Below are 22290 nucleotides of genomic sequence, written 5' to 3' on the forward strand. Positions count from 1 at the left end.
GTTGTGAAAGGCTGATGAAACATATCAGGCCTGACGGGGATGGTCCGGTTTTTCCGGTGCGGATTTGGTTTCAAGAAACCGGCGGAATAGATAATGGCGCATTAAATCTTCCACCTTGTTTCTGAGCCGGGGGTTAAAATAATTGTGATGTTCCTCGTATCCCTTATACAAAAACATATACATCGTGAAGGCATCGTCTGATTGAAGCCTCTCCACCTTCATTTTATTCGTCCTCATATACTTTCTTACATAAGCAAGCTCCCCCTGGATGACTTTCATGGTTTCCTCTATCAGCTCTAGATAAGGACGCTTGAGTTTAAATGGGCTTTTGTCTACAATTTGTAAGTCTCGATTTAGTATGGTCAGTACCATTGGCAGATAAATCGCCTGTTCCAAAATGTTACGGTCATTCTCTGGGATTCGTGTCATATGAAAAGACCCCTTTTCATTCAATTATCGAACTTATGTTCGTATTTTTATTTTAAGGTGAAATGACTGAACTTTCAATAGCGAAAAATGGAGAAATGGGGATTTGTTGTTAGTATGAAGGGGAGAGCTCATTCTTATCCAATAAAGGAATTCAATTCCCCCTGTCGAAATCATATATAGGTCAAACGAAAGGGAGTTATTAACTCATGAATACCAATGGAATCAAAATAAAAGATCTTTATCAAATAAAAGCTCTGTCCGATCCGCGGATTTCTCCGGATGGTAAAGAGGCAGTCTTTGTACAGACGATCATGGATGGGAAGAAGGATGAATACCAGTCTCATTTATTTTGTCTTGAATTGGAATCCGGGGACAGGACGCAATGGACATTCGGGGAGGAAAAAGTCTCTTCGCCTAGATGGTCGCCGGACGGCAGGCAGGTTGCATTTTTATCCAATCGGACTGGAAGTGCACAACTTTATGTAATGAACCGAAATGGCGGGGAAGCAGAACGGCTGACAGAAACCCAAAGAGGAATATCAAATCCTGTCTGGTCACCGTGCGGAAAGAAAATTGTCTGTGTAATCCGTTTGAAAAAGGGGGAAGGACTTCAAGAAAAAGAGGAGAAGGAAGAAGATAAAATCAAACCTTTTGCCGTTTCCTCGATGAAATATAAATCGGATGACCGGGGGCTGCATGATGATCGTTACGCTCAATTGGTGATGATCGACCTTGAGCATAAAGAAATGAAGAGACTTACTCATGACGAGAATGATTACACGCTGCATGCCTGGAATGGAAACTACATAGCCTTTTCTGCAGACTTAGAAGAAAAGAAGGATCTATCTTTTACATCTTCACTGTACTTACTCGATATAGAAAAAATGGAATCCACGAGAGTGACAGAAGAACAAGGGTATTACGGGGGAGCAAGCTTTTCGGTTGACGGGAAACACCTTGCCTATATAGGGCATAACCGGGAATTTGAAAATGCCACTCAGAACAAGGTTTATTTATACAATATGGAATCCGGCTTCTCATTGCCGCTTACTGAAGCGATGGATATCCCGGTCGGGGACTATCTCAACAGTGATAGTATTCAAGGGGCATCACATACGGGAATCGTATGGTCGAAGGATAACGAAAGCCTTTATTTCATCGCTTCCGATCGCGGTAATACAATCCTTTATTATGCACACATAGATGGAGCGGTTTATCCGGCTCTATTTGAGGAAGAGCAGCATATTTATGGATTTGATTTTCACTCGGAAGGCCAAAAGGCGGTGCTTGCCATGAGTAAGCCGGAAGAACCGGGGGAACTATATACCCTCCATGTTCCCACAGGAAAGATAAAGAAACTCACGGATGTGAACAGTGAATGGTTGAAAGGCCGCCAGCTTTCTTCTCCTGAGATGATCATGTTTAGCGGGGAGGATGGGACACCCGTTCAAGGATGGATTATGAAGCCCGTAAACTTCGAGGGTGGAAAGAAATTCCCTCTCGTCGTGGAAATCCATGGTGGTCCCCATACAATGTATGGCAATACTTTCTTTCATGAACTGCAGCTGCTTGCAGGTAAAGGGTATGGTGTCTTATTCATAAATCCACGGGGAAGTCATGGGTATGGCCAGGCGTTTGTCGATGCAGTACGCGGTGACTACGGAGGCGGGGACTATGAGGATATCATGGCAGCAGTCGATTACGTCCTGGAGGAGTATGATTGGATTGATGAAGCCCGGCTTGGGGTGACCGGAGGGAGTTACGGAGGGTTTATGACCAACTGGATCGTCGCCCACTGTGACAGATTCAAAGCGGCTGTCACCCAGAGATCGATCAGTAATTGGATCAGTTTCTATGGAGTGAGTGATATCGGGTATTACTTCTCTGAATGGCAGATGAAATGTGAACTGCATGATATAGAAACGCTATGGAAGCATTCTCCTTTAGCGTATGTGAAGAACATCAGCACGCCTCTTTTGATCCTTCACAGCGAAAAGGATTACCGCTGTCCGATTGAACAGGCTGAACAGTTGTATATCGCATTAAAACGGGACGGAAAGCAGACGAGGTTTGTACGATTCCCGGAATCCAATCATCATCTATCCCGCAGCGGTATCCCTTCCTTGCGGGAAGCAAGGCTGCAGGAAATCATCGATTGGTTTGAAGAATATCTTTAAGGAACGGACCGCCATTTCGCACACGATATGGCGGTTTTGTTTTCAATACGGCATGAGGCCGGAGACAATGAAGTGGTCAACCCTGCAATTAAATTTATCCAGATTATATCCGGCTGCCTGTTTAAATTTCCTTTCTTTAGGAAAAGGTTTAAATACAAGAGTATGGAATTATGAAAGTGGTATGATATGATAAAGTGAGCAAGCTAATGTGAATGCGAATGAGAATGGTTCATCGTCGTATAAGGGGAAACATATACTATGGATATTAATGCAATTAAAGAGTGGTTTACCCTCGAAAATATTATGGAATTGATACAGCAGTATAAAGCCCTGGGGCCGTTTGCGGGTATTCTGCTGCCTATGGTGGAGGCCTTTCTACCCTTCCTGCCGCTGGTTGTGTTTGTTATGGCAAATGCCAACGCTTTCGGCTTATGGTTCGGGTTCCTTTTTTCCTGGATCGGTGCAGCCGGAGGAGCCCTGCTTGTGTTTGTACTTGTCAGGAGGTATGGAGAGGCACGGATTTTTCGCTTCTTACGAAACAATCGTCAAGTGAAGAGGCTGACCCGCTGGGTGGACAAACATGGTTTTGGACCTTTGTTCCTGCTTTTATGTTTCCCATTTACTCCTTCAGCGCTTGTAAACGTCGTTGCTGGATTATCAAGCATCAGCATCGCTCAATATATGCTTGCAGTCCTGACTGGAAAAATGGTAATGATTTTTACCATAAGTTTCATTGGATATGATATTATATCATTAGTGAAACAGCCTGTACGTACAGTAATAGTAGGTGTAATCATCTTTGTTTTGTGGCTGGTAGGAAAACAAATCGAAATACGTTTAAATAAAAAGCTGGATATCGATCAAAGGATTGAACGGAAAAAGCAGGAGGAATCGAATTGAGAGAAGAGGTAAAAAGAGAAGGTCTTGAATGGATTAAAGCTCTGGGTATTGGGTTGATCATTTTTATTGTCATTCGAACTTTTCTTTTCTCAAATTATGTGGTGGAAGGCGAATCGATGATGCCTACGCTGGAAGATGGGAATAAGCTTGTCGTTAATAAAATCGGATACCAATTAGGTGATTTGAACCGGTTTGACGTAGTGGTCTTCCATGCAAATGAAAACGAGGATTACGTGAAGAGGATCATTGGACTGCCTGGTGATAAAGTGGAGTATAAAGACGATAAACTTTACGTCAATGGAGAATATTATCCGGAGCCGTACTTGGATAAATTCAAGCAGGAATACATCGGCAATAAGCTGACGGGTGACTTTACAATAGAAGAAATCACCGGAAAACAGATTGTACCCGAAGGAAAAGTATTTGTTCTCGGCGACAACCGCAGGGGGAGCATGGACAGCAGATATTTCGGGTTTATCGATCAGAAGCAGGTTGTCGGGAAAGTGGATCTCAGATACTGGCCTTTAAGTGAATGGGATATGCAATTCAAAAACTGATGCACAGAAAGAATTTTGTTCAGAATAGGAACAGAATTCTTTTTTTTTTGCCCTTTTTTCAATAAGTACTGCCCGGACCCCATAGACTACTATAGATATGGTAAAATAGTAAGAAAATTCGTTCGTTTTGAGGGTGATGGTATGGCAGCAGAAATTCCTATTATTGAAACGAAGTTTGTTCCGCCTGTTGTCAAAGAGACATATATACGACGACCTGCGTTAATGAAAAAAATGAGAACGATTACAAATTATAAACTGCTCATTGTTCATTCCGGTGCAGGTTATGGAAAAAGTACAGCTATCAGTCAATTCTTACAAGATGAGAGCCTAGATTATTGCTGGTATTCCATAACGGTGAACGACGACGGTTTGATTCCTTTTGTCACGAACATTTTATACAGCATAAAGAAACAGGTCCCTGCATTTGGAAGCGAACTGAAAGAAGCACTGGCTTCCATCGGTCAGTATATCAAAGAAGAGGATTTATACAAATTAAGTACTGTTTTTATTAATGAATGTATGAAAATCCCACACTCTTTGACCGTCATACTTGATGATTACCATCTGATTGATCATTCTTTTCTTATTAATCAGTGGATGGAAAAGGTGCTGGAACACCTGCCAAACCATATACACTTCTTCCTCTCCACACGGACCAAACCTTCATGGACTTCTTTCATTCAGCTGAAAATTTCCAGGCAGCTGCTTGAAATAACAGAAGCTGATTTGTGCCTGACTGACGAAGAGGTGGAAATGCTTTTAACCGACTTCTATGACACGGCGATTCCGGAAGCACAAATCCAAGCCATCTGCAAATTGACCGAGGGATGGGTGATCGCAGTCAGCATGATTCATTCACAGCTTCAGGAGAATCCCTATATTTTAATGGTGGATAAGCAGTATTCTTCGTTAACAGAACTTTTTCAATATTTGGCCCACGAGGTCTTTTCGAAGCAATCTCCTATTGTTCAACAATTCTTGAAGCAAATCTCCATTCTTCAGGAAATCGATGGTGAAACATGTGAAGCGATCTTTGATGTGCCGGGATCTCATCATATGCTCAAACAGCTTTCGGAGAAGAATGCCCTTTTGCAGGAGATGAAAGGAGCCTCTCATTATCGTCTTCATGCATTGTTCCAGGCGTTCCTGGAACGGAAATTGGCAGAGGAAGATGCACAGCTGTACAATGAGCTGCAGCTGAAGTGTGCTTTTTATTTTGAGAGAAAAGGACAGTGGGAGAAAGCAGTGCTGCATTATTTCAAAATGGGGAACATGGATGCTGTAGCTTCCATATTATCGAGGGAAGCAGAAGGCATGATAAAACGGGGTCATCTGGAGACGCTTGGTGATTATCTTCGCCAGCTGCCCCATGATATTAAGGATCGATATTATTCTCTATGGGTTTATCAGGGGGAGTTCTTCCGTTATCGATCATTTTACGAAAAAGCAGAAAAAGCGTACACAAAAGGAATTCAACAGGCGTTTGAAAATCAAGATACGTTCAACCTCAGCAGAGCGTATGAAGGAATAGGCAGGATATATCTTGATACGATACAGCCGGGTAAAGCCCAGCGTTATCTCTTGAAAGCAATTGAGGCGTTAGAAGATGACCATGATCGTTTCACGCAGGAAAAAATTCAGCTTTACTATTTGATTTCTGAAAATCTGGTTAATTCCGGGAAAGCCGTCCAGGCGAAAATCTGGTATGAAAAAGGGAAAGAAAATGGGGTCATGATGGAAGAAGGGAACCTTGGAGCAAGGATGCTTCTCCGAACAGGGAAGCTTCAGGAAGCGAAGGCGCTTCTCCTCGATAAAGAAAATCATGACGGGCTCCCCCAGTCTCACAGGGAAAAAGAGTTACTGCTCTCTTTGATTGAATCATTCATGGGGAATGGCAGTGAAGCAAAAGTACTTGCACAACAGGGGATCAGCCAAGGCATCAAAACCAAATCGCCCTTTGTGGAAGCGTGCGGATGGATTCGGATGGGGCATGCCGTCCAACTACTAAATGACTATGATGGCGGACTCGCAAAAAATTGTTATGAAACCTCGCTGGAATTAATGAGTCAAATCAACATTTCCAGAGGGAAGGCAGAGCCGTTTATGGGGCTTTCGATTATGTACAGCAGGATGGGCGATTATCAAAAGGCAAAAGAATATGCGGGGGAAGCACTGCATGAAACCGAGAAGGTTGAAGATGCGTGGCTTTCTTCCTTAATCCTTCTGAGTGCAGGGATAAATGATTACTACCGCGGAGAGGAAGACGAAGCATTCACCCAGATCACGAGGGCAGGCAGACAATTTGATGCGTGCGGTGACGGCTATGGAAAGATGCTTACAAATCTATGGAAAAGTGCAGTGGCCTACAAAAGGGATAAGCATGATGAATTTCAAGAATACATGACAGCTTGCCTGAATGAAGTGCAGATAGGGAATTATGAATTTATTTTCTTTAAACAGACGACGTTCGGCCCAAAAGACCTTCAGAGCCTCATCCCGTTATTGGTGAGGGCCCATCAGGAAGGAATCCATTCTTCTTATTGCCTTGAACTCTTAAGGAAAATGGGCTATGAATCCCTTTCTTCCCACCCCGGTTATACCCTGAAAGTCCATACGCTGGGGAGCTTTGAGATATGGCTTGGGGACGAGAGAGTAACCGAAAAACAATGGCAGAGAGACAAGGCCAAGGAGCTGTTTCAATATTTCCTCATCCAAAGGAATCATATTAAGCGAAAAGAAGAAATCATTGAAGAACTGTGGCCTGAAGGAAGCGGGTCAGACCGGGATTTTAAGGTGGCGTTGAATACATTGAATAACGTCCTGGAACCGAACCGGCCGGCGAGAGGGAAGGCTTTCTTTATCAGCAGGATTCAGGATGGCTACAAGTTAAATGGGCAGGCGGGCATCGAGTATGACAGTGACCAATTTACAAGCTGGATATCACAGGGCTTAAAAGAGCCGGATGCTGATAAATCAATCCAGTACCTGGAAAGGGGGATGCTCTACTACAAAGGGAGCTTCCTTCCAGATCGAAAAGGCACATGGTGGACAGAGAAAGAAAGAGAAAGACTGAAGCACCTGTACTTGAGAGGACTGGAGAAAAGGGCACAGCTGGCAGTGAGAAAAGAAACCTATGAGGATGCCATCGACTGCTGCCTGATCATCATCGAACATGATTCACTCTGGGAAGAAGCCTACCGCATTCTTATGTATTGCTACTATCAAAAAAATAATCGTCCCCAGGCAGTGAAATGGTATCAGAAATGCAAGGATTTACTCGACACCGAATTGGGGGTATCTCCCATGGAGGCTACCCAAAGAATGTATGAAATGGTGATTGGAGTGAGTGGATAGGAGGAACAGATTTCTGTGCGTTTGATCAATTCTTATATAGAGATTGGCCAGGACCCGGTGAGCATTCAATGCCTCGGGGGCCTGGCCACTTTCTTTTTATTGAATGTGGAAAAAGTGTCCTTGTCTTTGCTCCGTTATTGGTAGAGGGGAACTGTTCTTGTGAGTTGTGAGTAAATGGAAAAATAGTAGTTTGTTGAGTGAAACTCATAGATTATAGCTTGTAATTCATAGAATATGTTAAAAAACTTATAGAATATAGCTTAAAACTCATAGATTTTCCGCTGAAACTGATAGAATCCCTTCTTTTACCCACGCTTAGAGGCGTTTCAAGTTCATTAGAAGGATCATTTTGGCGCGGTGCAAGACGATTCAATTTACTTTCACCGATATTCGTGCAAGATTTTAAAAATACGTGCCACTTTTCGTTTTGTCCAGCTCCGGCGGCTAGAGGCTCGAGACATAAGCCATGCCATCCAAAAAGGCAAAGAGCGCCTTTATGGCTGCCCTGTCTTATGCTTGTCGCCTCTGAGCAAGCCGCCTCCACTTTTCGTTTTGTCCAGCTCCGGCGGCTAGAGGCTCGAGACATAAGCCATGCCATCCAAAAAGGCAAAGAGCGCCTTTATGGCTGCCCTGTCTTATGCTTGTCGCCTCTGAGCAAGCCGCCTCCACTTTTCGTTTTGTCCAGCTCCAGGGCTTAGAGGCACATGGCATAAGCCAAACCGGCCAAGAAGGCAAAGAACGCCTTCATGGCCGGTTCGTCTTATGCCACCCGCCTCTGACCAAAGCCCATCCGCTTTTCGTTTTGTAACTCATTTGTAACTCCCTTTTCTTACTATATGGTCAAAGCTATTTTCGCTTTAGTTTTTAAATAAGGGGGATAAAAGATGAGGAAATCGATGAAGTGGTCTGCTTTGATGGTTCTGCTGTCTTGCATGCTGGTTGTGTCAACGGCCTGTAATTCTGAGTCAAGTGGTGGATCGGGTGATGGGGCGTCGGAAAAAGAAACCGTGAAGGTCGGGGTGCTGGCTTCATTGACAGGAGCTTTGGAGTCGTATGGCAAGCAAACGCAAAGGGGCTTTGAGCTCGGGCTGGAATATGCGACTGACGGGACGATGGAAGTCGCAGGAAAGAAAATAGAGGTTGTCTTTGAAGATACTGAAACAAAACCGGAAGTGGCAGTTCAAAAGGCCACTAAATTATTGGAGGAAGATGAAGTGGATTTCCTTGTGGGATCGTCAAGCTCCGGTGATACACTGGCGGTGCTTCCACTCGCAGAAGAATATGAAAAAATCATGATTGTCGAACCTGCAGTTGCTGATAGTATTACAGGTTCAGAGTTCAATCCATATATTTTCAGAACCGCCCGCAACTCTTCACAAGATGCGGTAGCGGGAGCAGCTGCCATTGCGAAAGATGGAGTGAAAATCGCCACCCTGGCACCTGATTACTCGTTTGGACGTGACGGGGTAGCTGCTTTTAAAACAGCAGCAGAAGAACTTGGTGCAGAAATTGTCCATGAAGAATATGCAGATCCTGCAGCGACAGATTTTACCTCTAATATTCAAAAAGTGATAGAAGCAAAGCCCGACTATCTATTTGTCATTTGGGCAGGTGCCAATTCACCTTGGAATCAAATTGCTGATATGAAGCTGCAGGACAAGGGAATTAAAATTTCTACAGGAGCACCGGATATCGCGGCACTCTCGGCAATGGAACCGCTTGTGGGAATGGAAGGATTCTCTGTTTACTATCATGAGCTTCCAGATAACGAAATTAATGACTGGTTAGTCGAAGAACATAAAAAGAAATATGACGGAGAGGTTCCGGACTTATTCACCCCAGGAGGGATGAGTGCCGCCATTTCGATTGTGGAAGCACTTAAAAAGACTGAAGGTGATCTGGATCCAGATACCCTGATTGAAACGTTGGAAGGAATGAGCTTTGAGACACCTAAAGGGAAAATGACATTCCGTGAAGAAGATCATCAGGCATTGCAGACCCTTTATGCCATCAGACTGGAAAAGAAAGAAGGCGTACCTTATCCGGTGCCTGTTTTAATAAGGGAGCTTTCACCTGACGAAACAGCTCCTCCGATCCTGAATTAAGGTAGATAGGGTTGACCGGCTTGCCCTTTGCTCTATTAGCAGAGGGCATGGGTGCGGTCGGCCTTTTTCATAACATCATATACAAAAATGAGGTGAAGGAAATGAACATTTTAGAAACAAAAGATTTAACGATTAAGTTCGGCGGCCATACAGCGGTTGATAATGTATCGTTTTCTGTTCCCGAAAAGGAATTCAAATCGATCATCGGCCCGAATGGGGCGGGTAAAACGACTCTTTTTAATTTATTGAGCGGACAATTGAAACCGACTAGCGGAGATGTCTTCCTGAAGGGAAAGAAAGTGACGAAACTTTCCCCTACAAGGAGGGCTCGTCTTGGTATAGGGCGTTCTTTTCAAATCACCAATGTGTTTCCTAATCTTACAGTTTTGGAGAATGTAAGACTGGCTGTTCAATCAAAACGTGGAATCCGCTATATCATGCATCGTGATAAAAATGGTTTTGGAGATATCATGAGTGAAGCCCATCGATTGCTGGACCTGGTGATGCTGACAAAAAAAGCTGATTTTCTTGCCGTTAATCTGGCACATGGAGAAAAGCGAAAGCTTGAGATCGCCATGCTTCTCGCACTGGACACAGAAATCCTGCTGCTTGATGAACCGACTGCGGGAATGTCTTTAGAAGAAGTGCCGGCGATTCTTGATGTGATTCGGACAATCAAAGAACAAGGAAACAAAACGATTGTGTTGATCGAACACAAAATGGATATGATCATGGATCTTTCCGATTCAATCATGGTGTTATTCAATGGACGATTACTGGCGGATGATCACCCGAAGGAAATCATGAAGAATGAACAAGTGCAATCGGCATACCTGGGAGGACTTTACGATGAGCACACTGCTTAAGGTAGAAAACATCGAAACCTATATTGGGCAATACCATATCCTTCAAGGAGTCTCCTTTGAAGTGAAAAAGGGGGAGGTCACCGTCCTACTCGGCAGGAACGGCGCAGGAAAAACCACCAGTCTGAGGAGCATCATGGGTCTTACCCCTCCTTCATCGGGGAGAATCATTTATAAAGGGGAAGAAATCCAAGGACTGCCTACCTACAAAACAGCGAACAGAGGAATTGGTTATGTGCCGGAAGATCAAGGGATATTCGGGGAACTGACTGTCGAGGAGAATATGAAGGTAGCCATGAAAAATCAGGATGGCGAAACGAAAGACAGGATGGAATGGATAACCGATTTATTTCCTGATTTAAAGAAGTTCTGGAAGAAAGCAGGGGGCAATCTCAGTGGAGGACAAAAGCAAATGCTTTCGATCGCAAGGGCTTATCTAAATAACAATGAATTGATACTGATCGATGAACCCAGTAAGGGACTTGCTCCGATCGTAGTCGAAAAAGTGATGGAATCAATCGTTGAGATGAAAGAAAGGACGACGATCCTGCTGGTTGAGCAAAATTTTATCATGGCAAGTAAAATAGGGGACCGCTACTATATTATCGATGATGGAACCACTGTTCACAACGGGCATATGGAGATGCTTGTGAAAGATGAAGACATGAAGAAGAAATATCTGGGGATTGCATAAGGGAGGGGATCAAATGGACCTCATCATCAATTTAGCGTTAAACGGCCTGGCGACAGGGATGTTGATTTTTCTGTTAGCGGCAGGTTTGACCTTGATATTTGGATTGATGGATGTGTTGAATTTTGCCCACGGCGGCTTGTTCGCTTGGGGAGCGTACAGTGGTGTATGGGTTTACGCTGTGACTGACAGCTTTGTACTGGGGATTATAGGAGCCATTGTGACGGGGCTGATTCTTGGGATGATTACTGAAAAGTTCATTATTCAGCCGGTATATGGAAATCATGTTCAGCAGATTCTGATCACCCTGGGTTTTATGCTGGTTCTCTCGGAACTGTTGAAGGTCGTGTGGGGCCCCAACCAGTTATCGACGTCCGCTCCGGATTATCTGGCAGGCAGCTGGGTGATCGGAGATGTCATTATTATTAAATACAGGCTGTTTATTATAGCTGTAGGATTTCTGGTATTTGGACTTGTTCAGCTCATTTTGAAAAAGACGAGAGTAGGATTAGTGGTTCGTGCAGGAGTTATGAACAAAGAAATGGTAGAAGCGTTTGGAATAAATATCAAGAAAGTATTCATGTATGTATTTATGGTCGGATCAGCGCTGGCGGCGCTCGGGGGGATTCTGCTTGCTCCTTATTCCGGTGTCATTTATGCAGAAATGGGGATGGAATTTGCGATCCTGGCCTTCATCGTAGTGGTGATCGGCGGGATGGGAAGCTTTCCTGGATCCCTATTCGCAGCCGTTTTGGTAGGATTGACCGGTTCTTTCATGACGTATTACGTTCCGGAGCTGTCACTGGCTGTCAATATGATACTGATGGCGCTCGTACTCATTTTCAGGCCGCAGGGATTATTTACAGTAAAGGGGTGAGACAATGAAAAGCCTTCAAAGCCGTTCAAATTTGTTTATGGGAACAGCGCTCCTGTTACTGGTGCTATTTCCATTGTTTAATGATTCAAGAAGCATGATGATTTTATTGACGCAAGTATTCATATTTGGGATCTTCGCCATGAGCTATGACCTGCTGCTCGGATATACCGGAATCGTATCGTTCGGCCATGCCATGTTTTTCGGAATAGGAGCCTATTCGACGGGCATATTTTTAGACCGGATGGAGCCGAATATGTTCTGGTTTTTTGTTTCTCTTTTAGCAGGTTTCGTGATTGCCGGAATCATCAGTTATCTAGTCGGTCTCTTGACTCTTCGTCTAAAGAGCCACTTTTACGCAATGTTGACGCTGGCTTTTGCCGGGTTATTCCTTGTTGGTGCGGAAAAGTGGAGAACGCTTACTTTCGGGAATGATGGATTTACATTTCGCACGCCTGATTTCATGAAAGACAGGATGACTTTTTATTTTACTTGTCTGGCAGTGATGGCCGTGGTGTATTTAGTCTTGAGAAGATTCACAAAATCCCCTGCAGGATCGGTTCTTCAGGCGATCCGGGAAAATGAGCAAAGGGCTGAATCCCTCGGGTTTCATATCCTTCATTATAAAATTATCGCGAGTGTCATAGCAGGGGTACTGGCAAGTCTTGCAGGTTCGCTTTATGCCATCTCTTTACGCTTTGTAAACACAAGCGTCTTTACGATGGATATCACGCTTGATGCTTTGCTTATGACCATCATCGGTGGTGTCGGCACCCTGATCGGAGCGATTATTGGTGCAGGATTGATTGAATTTGCACATCACTGGCTGACGGAGCTTGCAGGCACATATCCGATTTTCGAAAGGTGGATCATATTTTTCGGGATCCTCTATATCCTTGCTGTCATGTTCTTCCCTGCGGGCATAGTCGGATCACTCCGGAAAATAGGGAGAAAGAAGAGAACAGTGAAAAGACACCGGGCTGAGGAAAAGAAAATAGCAGGATAGGAGGGAGGCGCCATGACAGTTGGAATTCTAAGTACAGGAATTTATTTGCCTGAAAAGATCATGACGGGAATGGAAATCGCTGAAAAAGCAGGACTTCCGGCAGAAGTTGTCGAAAATAAAATGGGGATAAGAAAGAAAACGGTTCCAGGGCCAGGAGATCATACCTGTGCCATGGGTATCAAAGCTGCAAAATCCGCCATGGAAAAAGCGGGAATCGATCCAAAAGACATAGATGTCGTCATTTATGTCGGGGAAGAACATAAGGAATACCCTCTCTGGACAGCGGCCATCAAGCTGCAGGAAGAGATTGGGGCCTACCGTGCATGGGCATTTGACACTTCCCTCAGGTGCGGGACGACAATCATGGCAATGAAGCTTGCAAAGAGCCTTCTGGAAACCGATCCTGACATCAACACGGTTCTTCTGGCGGGTGGCTATCGGAACAGTGACTTCATCAATTACAGTAATGAGCGCACTCGTTTCATGTATAATCTGGCTGCAGGCGGAGGTGCCGTGATTTTACAAAAAGGATTGAAGAAGAATCAGCTGCTTGAAACGTCTTTAGTGACGGACGGCTCTTTTTCAGAGGATGTCATTGTCCCTGTCGGAGGTACTGTTGAACCGCTGACTGAAAAAGCTCTTCAGCAAGACCGTTATTATCTGGAAGTGCCGGATCCTGAAGGGATGAAGAAAAGGCTGGAACAAAAATCAATGGATAATTTCTTAAAAGTGATCCGTGAATCCCTCTATAAAAGCGGTCATGAGGAGAAAGATATTGCCTATGCGGCGATTCTTCACATGAAGAAATCCGCTCATCTTTATGTGCTGAAAGAATTGGGATTAACTGAAGAACAATCGATATACCTTGAAGACTATGGTCATATCGGCCAATTTGATCAAATTCTTTCCCTTGAGCTTGCTGAAAAGCGACGAAAGCTCAAAGACGGGGATGTCGTTGTACTTGTGAGTGCGGGAATAGGCTATGCCTGGGGTGCGTCGACAATCATATGGGGGGAATCCTTAAGGGGGACTGAAAATGGCAGTGATTGAATTGAAAAAAATTCTGCTTTCGAATGGGGAAACGATGGCTTACCGTGAAAGAAGCGGGGGAGACCTGCCAGTAGTGCTGGTCCATGGAAATATGACTTCCTCAAAACATTGGGATTTACTGCTTGACCGGATGGATGAGCGCTATAAGCTCTATGCGGTGGATATGAGGGGCTTTGGAGAATCCAGTAATCATCAACCCATTACAAGCATTCAAGATTTATCACTTGATTTGAAAGACTGGGCAGATGAAATCGGCATCAGGGATTTCTGCCTGATCGGCTGGTCGACAGGGGGCGCTGTAGCCATGCAATTCGCCGCTGACCATCCCGGTTATTGCGATAGGCTCATTCTGTTAGCTTCAGCCTCAACAAGGGGGTATCCTTTTTTTGGCACAAATGAAGATGGATCGACGGATCATGCCAATCGATTGAAGACATTGGAAGATGTGAAGAAGGATAAAGGGAAGACCATTCCTGTACAAGCGGCCTATGACACAAACGACAGAGAGTTCCTGCGTTCATTATGGAATGCCCTGATTTATACGGATACCCGGCCCGAATCCGAGCTGTACGAAGAGTATATCGATGATATGAGGACACAGCGGAACCTGGCTGAAATCTATCACGCGTTAAATACCTTTAACATCAGTGACCGCCACAATGGGCTTGTGGAAGGAAACGGTCAGGCAAGCTCCATTTCGATTCCCGTGCTCGTGCTCAGGGGGGACAGGGATTATGTCATAACAAAAGAAATGACTGAGGAGATTGTTCACGATATCGGTGAAAATGCAGATTTTACAGAGTTGAAGAATAGCGGTCATTCCCCGCTGGTGGATGACTTGGAACAGCTGGTTGAGAGGATGGAGTCATTTTTGCAGCAAAAGGAGGAAATTTCATGAGACTAGAAGGTAAAGTGGCCCTCATCACGGGAGCTGCAAATGGAATCGGATATGCAGCAGCAGAAGTGTTTGTAAGGGAAGGATGTCACGTCGCACTTATTGATTTTGATGAAGAGAAAGGAAGAGAGAGAGTAACGTCCTTGAATGAGATGGGGGGAGGTAAAGCAGAATTCTTTCAGGGGGATGTGGCGGACCGTTCTTCTGTGGACGGCTTTGTAACGAAAGCCAAAGAGCATTTCGGCAAAATAGATATTCTTATCAATAATGCCGGGATAACGAGGGACGGAATGCTTCATAAGCTGTCGGCCGAAAACTTCCAAAAAGTGCTCGATGTCAATTTGACCGGTGTATTCAATTGTACCCAAGCCGTCCTTCCTCACCTGATTGAAAACGGAAAAGGCAAAATCATCAATACTTCTTCCGTGAGCGGGGTCTATGGAAATGTGGGGCAGACCAACTATGCTGCCGCCAAAGCCGCTGTGGTCGGGATGACAAAAACATGGGCGAAGGAGCTTGGCCGTAAAGGAATCAATGTCAATGCAGTGGCCCCGGGCTTCACTGAAACCGGCATGGTCTCAAGCGTCCCTGAAAAAGTGATCGAAAGCATGAAAGCGATGGTTCCGTTGGGAAGGCTTGGGAAGCCGGAAGATATTGCAAAAGCGTATTTGTATTTAGCATCTGATGACAGTGATTATGTGAATGGCACCGTTCTCCATGTAGACGGCGGAATCATGATGTAAAACAGCATTCTAAAATTCGAGACGTTTGAAAGGGGAAGAGCAAAATGAGAAATGTAGTAATCACATCAGCCCTTCGTACACCGGTAGGAGCATTTGGAGGAGCCTTCAAAGACCTGCTGCCAACAGATTTGATTGTCCCTGTAATGAAGGAAGCAGCCAAACAGAGCAATCTTCATTCAAGTGAAATTGACGAAGTCATCCTGGGACATTGCATACAGCGTACGGACCAGCCAAATACTGCCCGGACGGCCGCGCTTCTTTCCGGTTTTGATGACACGACAACGGGTTTCACAATACAGAGGCAATGTGCCAGCGGGATGCAGGCAATCATCTCCGCAGCCTTGCAGATTCAAACAGGATTATCCGAGATCGTCCTGGCAGGCGGAGTGGAAGCGATGAGCTCAAGCCCCTATATCTTAAAACAGCACCGTTTCGGGCAGAGGCTGCAGCATGGTGAAGTCCGGGATTCCGTATGGGAAGTACTCGAGGATCCGATTCATGGGATCATGATGGGCGAAACGGCAGAAAACCTGGCGGAAAGCCACGATATCTCACGTGAAGAACAGGACCAATTCGCTATGCTCAGTCATCAAAGAGCGGTAAATGCAATCGAAAAGGGTTATTTTGATTCTCAAATCGTTCCTGTAACAATAAAAGGCCGCAAAGGAGAAAAAGTCATCGGCACCGATGAAAGCCCGCGTCCCGGATTGACTGCAGACAAGCTGGCTAACTTAAAGCCTGCTTTCCGTGAGGGCGGGACCGTAACAGCAGGGAATTCTTCCAGTTTGAATGACGGGGGAGCCGCCCTGATCCTGATGAGCGAAGAAGAAGCAGAGAAAAAAGGGCTTCAGCCGCTGGCTCGCATTGCCGGCTACTCAGTTGCCGGGGTCGATCCTAAGATCATGGGGATCGGACCGGTGCCTGCCATCCAGGACGGGATACATAAAGGTAACTGGACGTTGGATGAAATCGATTTATTCGAAATCAATGAGGCGTTTGCCGCACAGTACCTGGCAGTCGAAAAAGAGCTTGGTCTTGATCGCAATAAGGTGAATGTAAACGGAAGCGGGATCAGCATCGGCCATCCGGTCGGGTGTACGGGTGCTCGGATCGCCGTCTCTCTTGTGCATGAACTGAAGAGGCAGAACTTGAAAAAGGGAATTGCTTCTTTATGTGTAGGCGGAGGCATGGGGGCTTCAGTTTTATTAGAAAGCTTGTAAGTTTAAAAGAAAAGGAGAAGGACCAGTCCTGGGATGGGGGCTGGTGCTTTTTTATGTTCCGGGAAAGATCGGGTTGGAATCAGAGAACGTTGATCCCATGTGGCTTCAATTAATTCTCAGCCTCTATTTTTAAAACATGGGGTATCTTTTCCAAGCATAGCGACTGAATGTCTATTGTAATCCATATTTATCCAGATATGCCTTCTTTTCTACCAAACAAAAGTGATTCATATTACTTATTTTAGAAAATTTACATTATTTTAACCCTTTTTCAAAATTTTCTAGTGTACGCTAAGTACGTATTTAATACGAAGGAGGCGTTATGTTTGAAACAGTTTTCAGGAAAATTGGTCAGTATCATCACTGTATTCGTAATGGTTTTATTGATCTGCAGCGGAATGCAATTGGACAATATCAATGCTGCTGGCAGCGGTACATGGAGTTCACCATTTTCAGTAAGCCAGGCGATATCAAACCAAACCGGTGCAGTCCATTCAGTCGAGGGGTATGTCGTTGGGCAGCCCACATCACAAACATCTGTCGTGACAAGCAATTTCCCGAATGATTATGCACTTGCACTGGCCGACTCACCGACGGAAACAAATACGTCAGAAATGATATTTGTTCAGATACCTTCTTCATTTCGTTCAAGTTTTGGCCTTCAAAGTAACCCGGATCTGATGGGGCAGAAACTTAAAGTTACCGGAAGCCTGACAGATTATTTCTCACATCCGGGAGTGAAGTCGACGGCCGCTTTTGAAGAGGTGGAGGGAGATACAGACCCAACAGATCCGACAGATCCTGGCGATCCTCCATCGTACGAAGAGTATTATACTGCTGCTGAAGGAAAAACAGGCTCTAACCTTAAATCCGCATTGCACAACATCATTGATGATCACACTACACTTTCCTATAGTGAAGTATGGGGGGCGCTCCGGAATACAGACGAGGATCCCGCAAACTTAAACAACGTTCTTTTATTATATTCAGGCCGTTCTCAATCGAAATTCACCAACGGAGGCGGAGTGGATGACTGGAACCGCGAGCACGTGTGGGCTAAATCCCATGGTGACTTTGGAACGTCACAGGGAGCGGGGACAGATTTGCATCATCTCCGTCCGACAGACGTAACGGTGAATTCCTCCAGAGGGAATCTCGATTTCGACAATGGAGGCAGTGAACACAGTGAAGCTCCTGGAAATTATTATGACGGCGATTCCTGGGAGCCCCGGGACGAAGTAAAAGGGGACGTTGCCCGGATGATTTTCTACATGGCCGTCCGCTATGAAGGCGACAGCGGTGAAGTAGACCTTGAATTGAATGAGTATGTGAATAACGGCAGTGCCCCGTATCACGGAAAGATCTCCGTTTTGCTGGAATGGCATGCAGAGGATCCTGTGGATTCAAGGGAAATTCGCCGGAACAATATTATTTTTGAAGACTATCAAGGAAACCGGAACCCTTTCATCGATCATCCGGAATGGGCAGAGATGATTTGGTGATAGATTGACTTAGCGCTTGGGGCATTGTGATGTCCCGGGCGTTTTTTTATGAATGATTACTAGAATCGTAAGTGAAATGAGAATTTTGAATGAAAGTAAGAGGAAATTTATAAGATGGTGGACGAATAACTAGGAGGGGATTAGTTCTAGACAAGTAATCGACCTGGATTGGACTGCTCCCGTTTAATAATTACGACAGATATTGATTTATCGCGCCAGTTTTTCAATAATTGAGCCACTTTCAGGGTTATTGCGCAACATTTTGAATAATTGAGCCACTTTCAGGATTATCGCGCAACATTTCGAATAATTGCGCCACTCTCACAGTAATTGCGCCACTTGTCGAAAACTCCGAATCGCTGCCCGTCCTCAAAAGCCCAATTCTAAAACAGCTGCACCCATTCCTGTAACTCATTTGTAACTCCACCGCTCTAAGATAAAAGCAATCCAATCCAAGGAGGAGATGAGATGGAAAGAGTGACAGATTGGTTGCAGAAGCGATCAATCATCTCTCCTGAACGGGTGGCGCTTGTAAATGGATCCACCAATGAGATGATTACGTACCGCTCACTTGATGCAAGAGCGGCAAAGTGGGCATTTTATATGAAAGAGAAAGGGATACGAAAAGGAGATCGGATTGTTTTCATCGCCAAAAATCACCCTGTCTGCTTTGAACTGCTGTTTGCCTGCAGTAAAATTGGAGCTGTCTTTGTACCATTAAACTGGCGTCTGTCCCCGGCGGAGATCGAATCGCTGATAGGTGACTGCACCCCTGAACTGGTCTTCTTTCAAGCTGAATTTGAATATTTGGCCGATAACATGCAAAAAGGATACAAAACTGAAATGGTAGAAGAGGCTGCATTTCGGGTGAATAGTGGAACAGAGCTGAAATCACAAACACCTCTTGAAAGAGATGATCCCTGGATCATGATTTATACCGGCGGGACTACAGGCAAGTCAAAGGGAGTCATCCTATCATATAGATCAATTAATGCAAATGCCCTGAATACGGTAATAAGCTGGAATCTAACAGAAGAAGATAGTACGATTACGTATTTACCGACATTCCACACGGGAGGGCTGAATGCACTTTCATTACCGATCTTGATGATTGGGGGGAAAGTGGTGACGGCTGAACGATTTGAACCTCTCCAGGCCATTGATATGCTGAATCGTCATGGATGCACGATCGTGTTACTGGTACCGACGATGTATCATGGACTGATGGAAGAGAAGGATTTCGGACATGCCACTTTTCCTAAGATGAAGGTATTTCTGTCGGGAGGAGCGCCATGTCCCGGGAAAGTGTATGATGTCTTCAAAGCCAAGGGGCTGCAGTTCAAGGAAGGGTACGGCTTGACCGAGGCAGGGCCGAATAACTTCTATATTGACCCTGGGAAAATGAAGAAAGGATCGATTGGAAAATCAATGATGCTTAATGAAGTGAAGGTCGTCGATCACAAAGGGGAATGTGTGAAAGATGGGGATGTAGGTGAACTGCTTCTTGGCGGAGACCACCTATTTAAAGAATATTGGAAAATGCCGGAAGAGACGGCAGCGGCACTGAGAGACGGCTGGCTTCACACAGGGGATCTGGCAAGAGTTGATCGAGAAGGTGATTATTTTATCGTCGGACGCAAAAAAGATATGATCATTTCAGGCGGGGAAAATATTTATCCTCAGGAAATCGAACATTGGCTATGCGAGCATCCGTCCATCTCTGAATGTGCCGTCACAGGGATGCCGCATGAAAAGTGGGGAGAGGTAGTCACTGCTTTTATTACGCTGCGTGATGGCAGTAGATTATCGGCAACTGAAGCAAAGGCTTACTGTCTCGAAAAATTCGGTGCATTTAAGATTCCAAAACATTATCACTTTATCGAAGAAATTCCAAAAACCGATGTCGGGAAAGTAAATAAAAAAGAGTTAGTAGAAAACTATATTTTATAAAAAAAGGTAAAATTCCCTTGCACCTCGAATTCTACTAACTTGAGGTGAAAACAGATGAAACCATTACTTACAGGTACGAGTCTTTATTTCTCAGGCTTACATGAAGACGATGCCCCGCTCCTTGTGAAATGGAGCCAGAATGAGAAGCTTCAGCGGCTGCTGGATGCTCTTCCGTATAAACCGAAGTCTGAAGATGAAGTGAAGAAATGGATAGGAGGGGAGGAGGATAATGCCTATCGCTTGGGAATCCGCTTGAAAGACAGCGGCCGATTGATCGGCTATGCTGAGCTTGACGGGATTCTCTGGGCGCACCGGGTAGGAGGGCTCTCGATTATCATCGGGGAAGAAGAATGCCAAGGCATGGGGTATGGCAGGGAAGCGATGGAATGCGTACTGGCTTATGCATTCGGAGAGTTAAATTTGCACCGCCTCCAATTAACGGTATTTTCATATAATACACGTGCCATCCGTTTATATGAAACTCTTGGTTTCACAAAAGAAGGGAGCTTCCGGGAATTTCTGCAGAGAGACGGAGAACGTCATGATATGCATTTATATGGAATGCTTTCTGATGAATGGCAAAAACGCAAAAAAGAAGGATGATTTCCTTCTTTTTTTCTATGGTTGGTGAATTTCCCCGAGTGTTTAGTCGATTCATCCCTCCGCGCAATCTCTTCTGAAAGTCAACATGATCCCGATTATTATATTCACCATAAAGCAAACCATTAGGAAAATCAGCGCCTGAGCGTAATTTACCTTCATGGCGATCAGGGGGGCAAGGCTGGTTCCTCCCAATAAAATAAACGAGTATAGACTGAGGGCCTGACTTCTGTCCATGCTGCTGATATCCCCTATCAACGTGATGACGGTAGGGATCAAGAGGGAAATAGAAGAGACAAATAGAATGGAAGATATCATCAATAAAATCGGGGCGGGTGCAGAAAGGTAAATGAATGCAATGCCGAAGGACAAGACGGCAAGTGCAAATCCGAGAAATAATGTTTTAAAGGCTCCGATTTTTTTCAGAAGTCTCCCGGTAAATAGAGATAAACTAACGCCAAGCAAGCCTACAAGTCTTATTTGTAAAAGAAGAGAGTCTTCTCTGTACAAAAACCTTGTCATACTGTCATAGTAGACGACAAATGAAGATAGAAGTGTAAACACTATGGCATAAAGCATTAGAAGTTGTTTATTGAGCAATAACCTGAATAGAATGTAGGCAGTTCGGGTTTCAGCTCTGTCTCCAGAAACAGTGGTCCCCGGAAGCGTCTTCTTTCCAGCGAGGAAAAGGATAAGATAAGCAAAGGAAAAAAATAAAAAGACTGCCGTCCAGTGAATGATCCGCGTGATCCCTTCGCTGAGTAACTGCCCCAGAATTCCTGCGAACAGAAACCCCGAATTGATCATGGCGAGGAGAAGTGTCCTCTTTTTATCTTCAAACAGGTCATACGTATAGGAGAAAGCCACTGGGGCAAAGCTCCCCAAACAAAATCCCTGCAGCCCTCTGGTGAGGGATAGACTCCAAGAATTGAAAGAGACCGTGACAAGGGCAGTTGAGATGGCGGAAGCGAGCATACCCAGTATCAATATCTCCCTCTTGCCGAACCGGTCGGCGATGTTAGCGAATATCAATAATCCGCATGCATAAAAAAACGTAAATGAACTGCCGGCCATCACGACTGATTCTGATGGAATCCCAATTGAAGAGGCGATATCCCCATAGATCGGTATGAATGTATAGATGTTGCTTGCGACCATGATTCCCATGCTGACCAGTAAAACGGATATCAATTTATAGGATATATACATTGACTGAAATCACCTGCCTTCTTTACTGTATGCAGAAGCTCCCAAATATTTTCAAACAAGAATGAAGCAAGATGGATTTGTTCATGGAGATTATCGTTTATAATGGACCTATACAAAAAATCATAGAACCTATTGGTTAATATAGAAATACATATCTAAAGGAGT

Annotated in this window: 18 protein-coding genes; 16 read left to right on the forward strand and 2 right to left on the reverse strand. The window is 44.7% G+C overall.

Annotated elements, in window-relative coordinates; all coding sequences use genetic code 11:
• Positions 1–24: 24 nt before the first annotated feature.
• Positions 25–429, reverse strand: a complete 405-nt coding sequence (locus tag HWX64_RS06425; RefSeq protein WP_175988292.1) for a hypothetical protein — start codon at positions 427–429, stop codon at positions 25–27.
• A gap of 206 nt (positions 430–635) precedes the next feature.
• Here HWX64_RS06425 and HWX64_RS06430 point away from each other — a divergent pair, with 206 nt between their 5' ends.
• The 16 genes from HWX64_RS06430 (at position 636) to HWX64_RS06505 (ending at position 20919) form a co-directional block, all read left to right on the forward strand.
• On the forward strand, positions 636–2606 hold the full coding sequence (locus HWX64_RS06430) for a S9 family peptidase (protein WP_175988294.1): 1971 nt from the start codon (positions 636–638) through the stop codon (positions 2604–2606).
• A gap of 258 nt (positions 2607–2864) precedes the next feature.
• Positions 2865–3506, forward strand: a complete 642-nt coding sequence (locus HWX64_RS06435) for a TVP38/TMEM64 family protein (protein ID WP_175988296.1) — start codon at positions 2865–2867, stop codon at positions 3504–3506.
• Entirely contained in the window at positions 3503–4063 is a 561-nt protein-coding gene (gene lepB / locus HWX64_RS06440; RefSeq protein ID WP_175988298.1) for a signal peptidase I, read from the forward strand. Before HWX64_RS06435 ends, lepB begins: the two co-directional genes overlap by 4 nt.
• Positions 4064–4204: 141 nt before the next feature.
• A complete protein-coding gene (locus HWX64_RS06445; protein WP_175988300.1) occupies positions 4205–7417 on the forward strand; it encodes a BTAD domain-containing putative transcriptional regulator in 3213 nt (1070 codons plus the stop codon).
• Positions 7418–8301: 884 nt separating this feature from the next.
• On the forward strand, positions 8302–9522 hold the full coding sequence (locus tag HWX64_RS06450; RefSeq protein ID WP_175988302.1) for a substrate-binding domain-containing protein: 1221 nt from the start codon (positions 8302–8304) through the stop codon (positions 9520–9522).
• Positions 9523–9623: 101 nt separating this feature from the next.
• Positions 9624–10388 carry an ABC transporter ATP-binding protein gene (locus HWX64_RS06455; protein WP_175988304.1) on the forward strand — a complete coding sequence of 255 codons (765 nt, stop codon included), beginning with the start codon at positions 9624–9626 and terminating at the stop codon, positions 10386–10388.
• A complete protein-coding gene (locus tag HWX64_RS06460; protein ID WP_175988306.1) occupies positions 10372–11079 on the forward strand; it encodes an ABC transporter ATP-binding protein in 708 nt (235 codons plus the stop codon). Before HWX64_RS06455 ends, HWX64_RS06460 begins: the two co-directional genes overlap by 17 nt.
• 13 nt (positions 11080–11092) lie before the next feature.
• On the forward strand, positions 11093–11953 hold the full coding sequence (locus HWX64_RS06465; protein WP_175988308.1) for a branched-chain amino acid ABC transporter permease: 861 nt from the start codon (positions 11093–11095) through the stop codon (positions 11951–11953).
• Between the two features lie 4 nt (positions 11954–11957).
• Entirely contained in the window at positions 11958–12956 is a 999-nt protein-coding gene (locus HWX64_RS06470; RefSeq protein ID WP_175988310.1) for a branched-chain amino acid ABC transporter permease, read from the forward strand.
• 12 nt (positions 12957–12968) lie between these two features.
• Positions 12969–14006, forward strand: coding sequence for a 3-oxoacyl-ACP synthase (locus HWX64_RS06475; protein WP_175988312.1), 1038 nt, complete (start codon positions 12969–12971; stop codon positions 14004–14006).
• Positions 13993–14904 carry an alpha/beta fold hydrolase gene (locus tag HWX64_RS06480; protein WP_175988314.1) on the forward strand — a complete coding sequence of 304 codons (912 nt, stop codon included), beginning with the start codon at positions 13993–13995 and terminating at the stop codon, positions 14902–14904. Before HWX64_RS06475 ends, HWX64_RS06480 begins: the two co-directional genes overlap by 14 nt.
• The gene (gene fabG / locus HWX64_RS06485) at positions 14901–15644 is read left to right on the forward strand and encodes a 3-oxoacyl-ACP reductase FabG (RefSeq protein WP_175988316.1); all 744 of its coding nucleotides are present in this window, start codon (positions 14901–14903) and stop codon (positions 15642–15644) included. The genes HWX64_RS06480 and fabG overlap by 4 nt, the downstream gene beginning before the upstream one ends.
• 44 nt (positions 15645–15688) lie before the next feature.
• Complete coding sequence (locus tag HWX64_RS06490; protein WP_175988318.1) at positions 15689–16864, forward strand: thiolase family protein; 1176 nt, start codon at positions 15689–15691, stop codon at positions 16862–16864.
• Between the two features lie 398 nt (positions 16865–17262).
• The gene (locus HWX64_RS06495; RefSeq protein WP_254871117.1) at positions 17263–18366 is read left to right on the forward strand and encodes an endonuclease; all 1104 of its coding nucleotides are present in this window, start codon (positions 17263–17265) and stop codon (positions 18364–18366) included.
• Between the two features lie 468 nt (positions 18367–18834).
• The gene (locus HWX64_RS06500; RefSeq protein WP_175988320.1) at positions 18835–20316 is read left to right on the forward strand and encodes a class I adenylate-forming enzyme family protein; all 1482 of its coding nucleotides are present in this window, start codon (positions 18835–18837) and stop codon (positions 20314–20316) included.
• 54 nt (positions 20317–20370) lie between these two features.
• Positions 20371–20919, forward strand: a complete 549-nt coding sequence (locus HWX64_RS06505; RefSeq protein ID WP_175988322.1) for a GNAT family N-acetyltransferase — start codon at positions 20371–20373, stop codon at positions 20917–20919.
• A 51-nt stretch (positions 20920–20970) separates the two neighbouring features.
• Here the strand turns inward: HWX64_RS06505 and HWX64_RS06510 are convergent, their stop codons facing one another.
• Entirely contained in the window at positions 20971–22125 is a 1155-nt protein-coding gene (locus tag HWX64_RS06510; RefSeq protein WP_175988324.1) for an MFS transporter, read from the reverse strand.
• Positions 22126–22290: the final 165 nt, after the last annotated feature.

Source organism: Bacillus sp. Marseille-Q1617 (assembly GCF_903645295.1).
GTDB lineage: Bacteria > Bacillota > Bacilli > Bacillales > Bacillaceae_B > Rossellomorea.

Bases quoted from the DNA above. Each gene is read 5' to 3' on its own strand.
- HWX64_RS06425 (WP_175988292.1), bottom strand. From the start codon at position 429: ATGACACGAATCCCAGAGAATGACCGTAACATTTTGGAACAGGCGATT.
- HWX64_RS06430 (WP_175988294.1), top strand. From the start codon at position 636: ATGAATACCAATGGAATCAAAATAAAAGATCTTTATCAAATAAAAGCT.
- HWX64_RS06435 (WP_175988296.1), top strand. From the start codon at position 2,865: ATGGATATTAATGCAATTAAAGAGTGGTTTACCCTCGAAAATATTATG.
- HWX64_RS06445 (WP_175988300.1), top strand. From the start codon at position 4,205: ATGGCAGCAGAAATTCCTATTATTGAAACGAAGTTTGTTCCGCCTGTT.
- HWX64_RS06450 (WP_175988302.1), top strand. From the start codon at position 8,302: ATGAGGAAATCGATGAAGTGGTCTGCTTTGATGGTTCTGCTGTCTTGC.
- HWX64_RS06455 (WP_175988304.1), top strand. From the start codon at position 9,624: ATGAACATTTTAGAAACAAAAGATTTAACGATTAAGTTCGGCGGCCAT.
- HWX64_RS06460 (WP_175988306.1), top strand. From the start codon at position 10,372: ATGAGCACACTGCTTAAGGTAGAAAACATCGAAACCTATATTGGGCAA.
- HWX64_RS06465 (WP_175988308.1), top strand. From the start codon at position 11,093: ATGGACCTCATCATCAATTTAGCGTTAAACGGCCTGGCGACAGGGATG.
- HWX64_RS06470 (WP_175988310.1), top strand. From the start codon at position 11,958: ATGAAAAGCCTTCAAAGCCGTTCAAATTTGTTTATGGGAACAGCGCTC.
- HWX64_RS06475 (WP_175988312.1), top strand. From the start codon at position 12,969: ATGACAGTTGGAATTCTAAGTACAGGAATTTATTTGCCTGAAAAGATC.
- HWX64_RS06480 (WP_175988314.1), top strand. From the start codon at position 13,993: ATGGCAGTGATTGAATTGAAAAAAATTCTGCTTTCGAATGGGGAAACG.
- fabG (WP_175988316.1), top strand. From the start codon at position 14,901: ATGAGACTAGAAGGTAAAGTGGCCCTCATCACGGGAGCTGCAAATGGA.
- HWX64_RS06490 (WP_175988318.1), top strand. From the start codon at position 15,689: ATGAGAAATGTAGTAATCACATCAGCCCTTCGTACACCGGTAGGAGCA.
- HWX64_RS06495 (WP_254871117.1), top strand. From the start codon at position 17,263: ATGCAATTGGACAATATCAATGCTGCTGGCAGCGGTACATGGAGTTCA.
- HWX64_RS06500 (WP_175988320.1), top strand. From the start codon at position 18,835: ATGGAAAGAGTGACAGATTGGTTGCAGAAGCGATCAATCATCTCTCCT.
- HWX64_RS06505 (WP_175988322.1), top strand. From the start codon at position 20,371: ATGAAACCATTACTTACAGGTACGAGTCTTTATTTCTCAGGCTTACAT.
- HWX64_RS06510 (WP_175988324.1), bottom strand. From the start codon at position 22,125: ATGTATATATCCTATAAATTGATATCCGTTTTACTGGTCAGCATGGGA.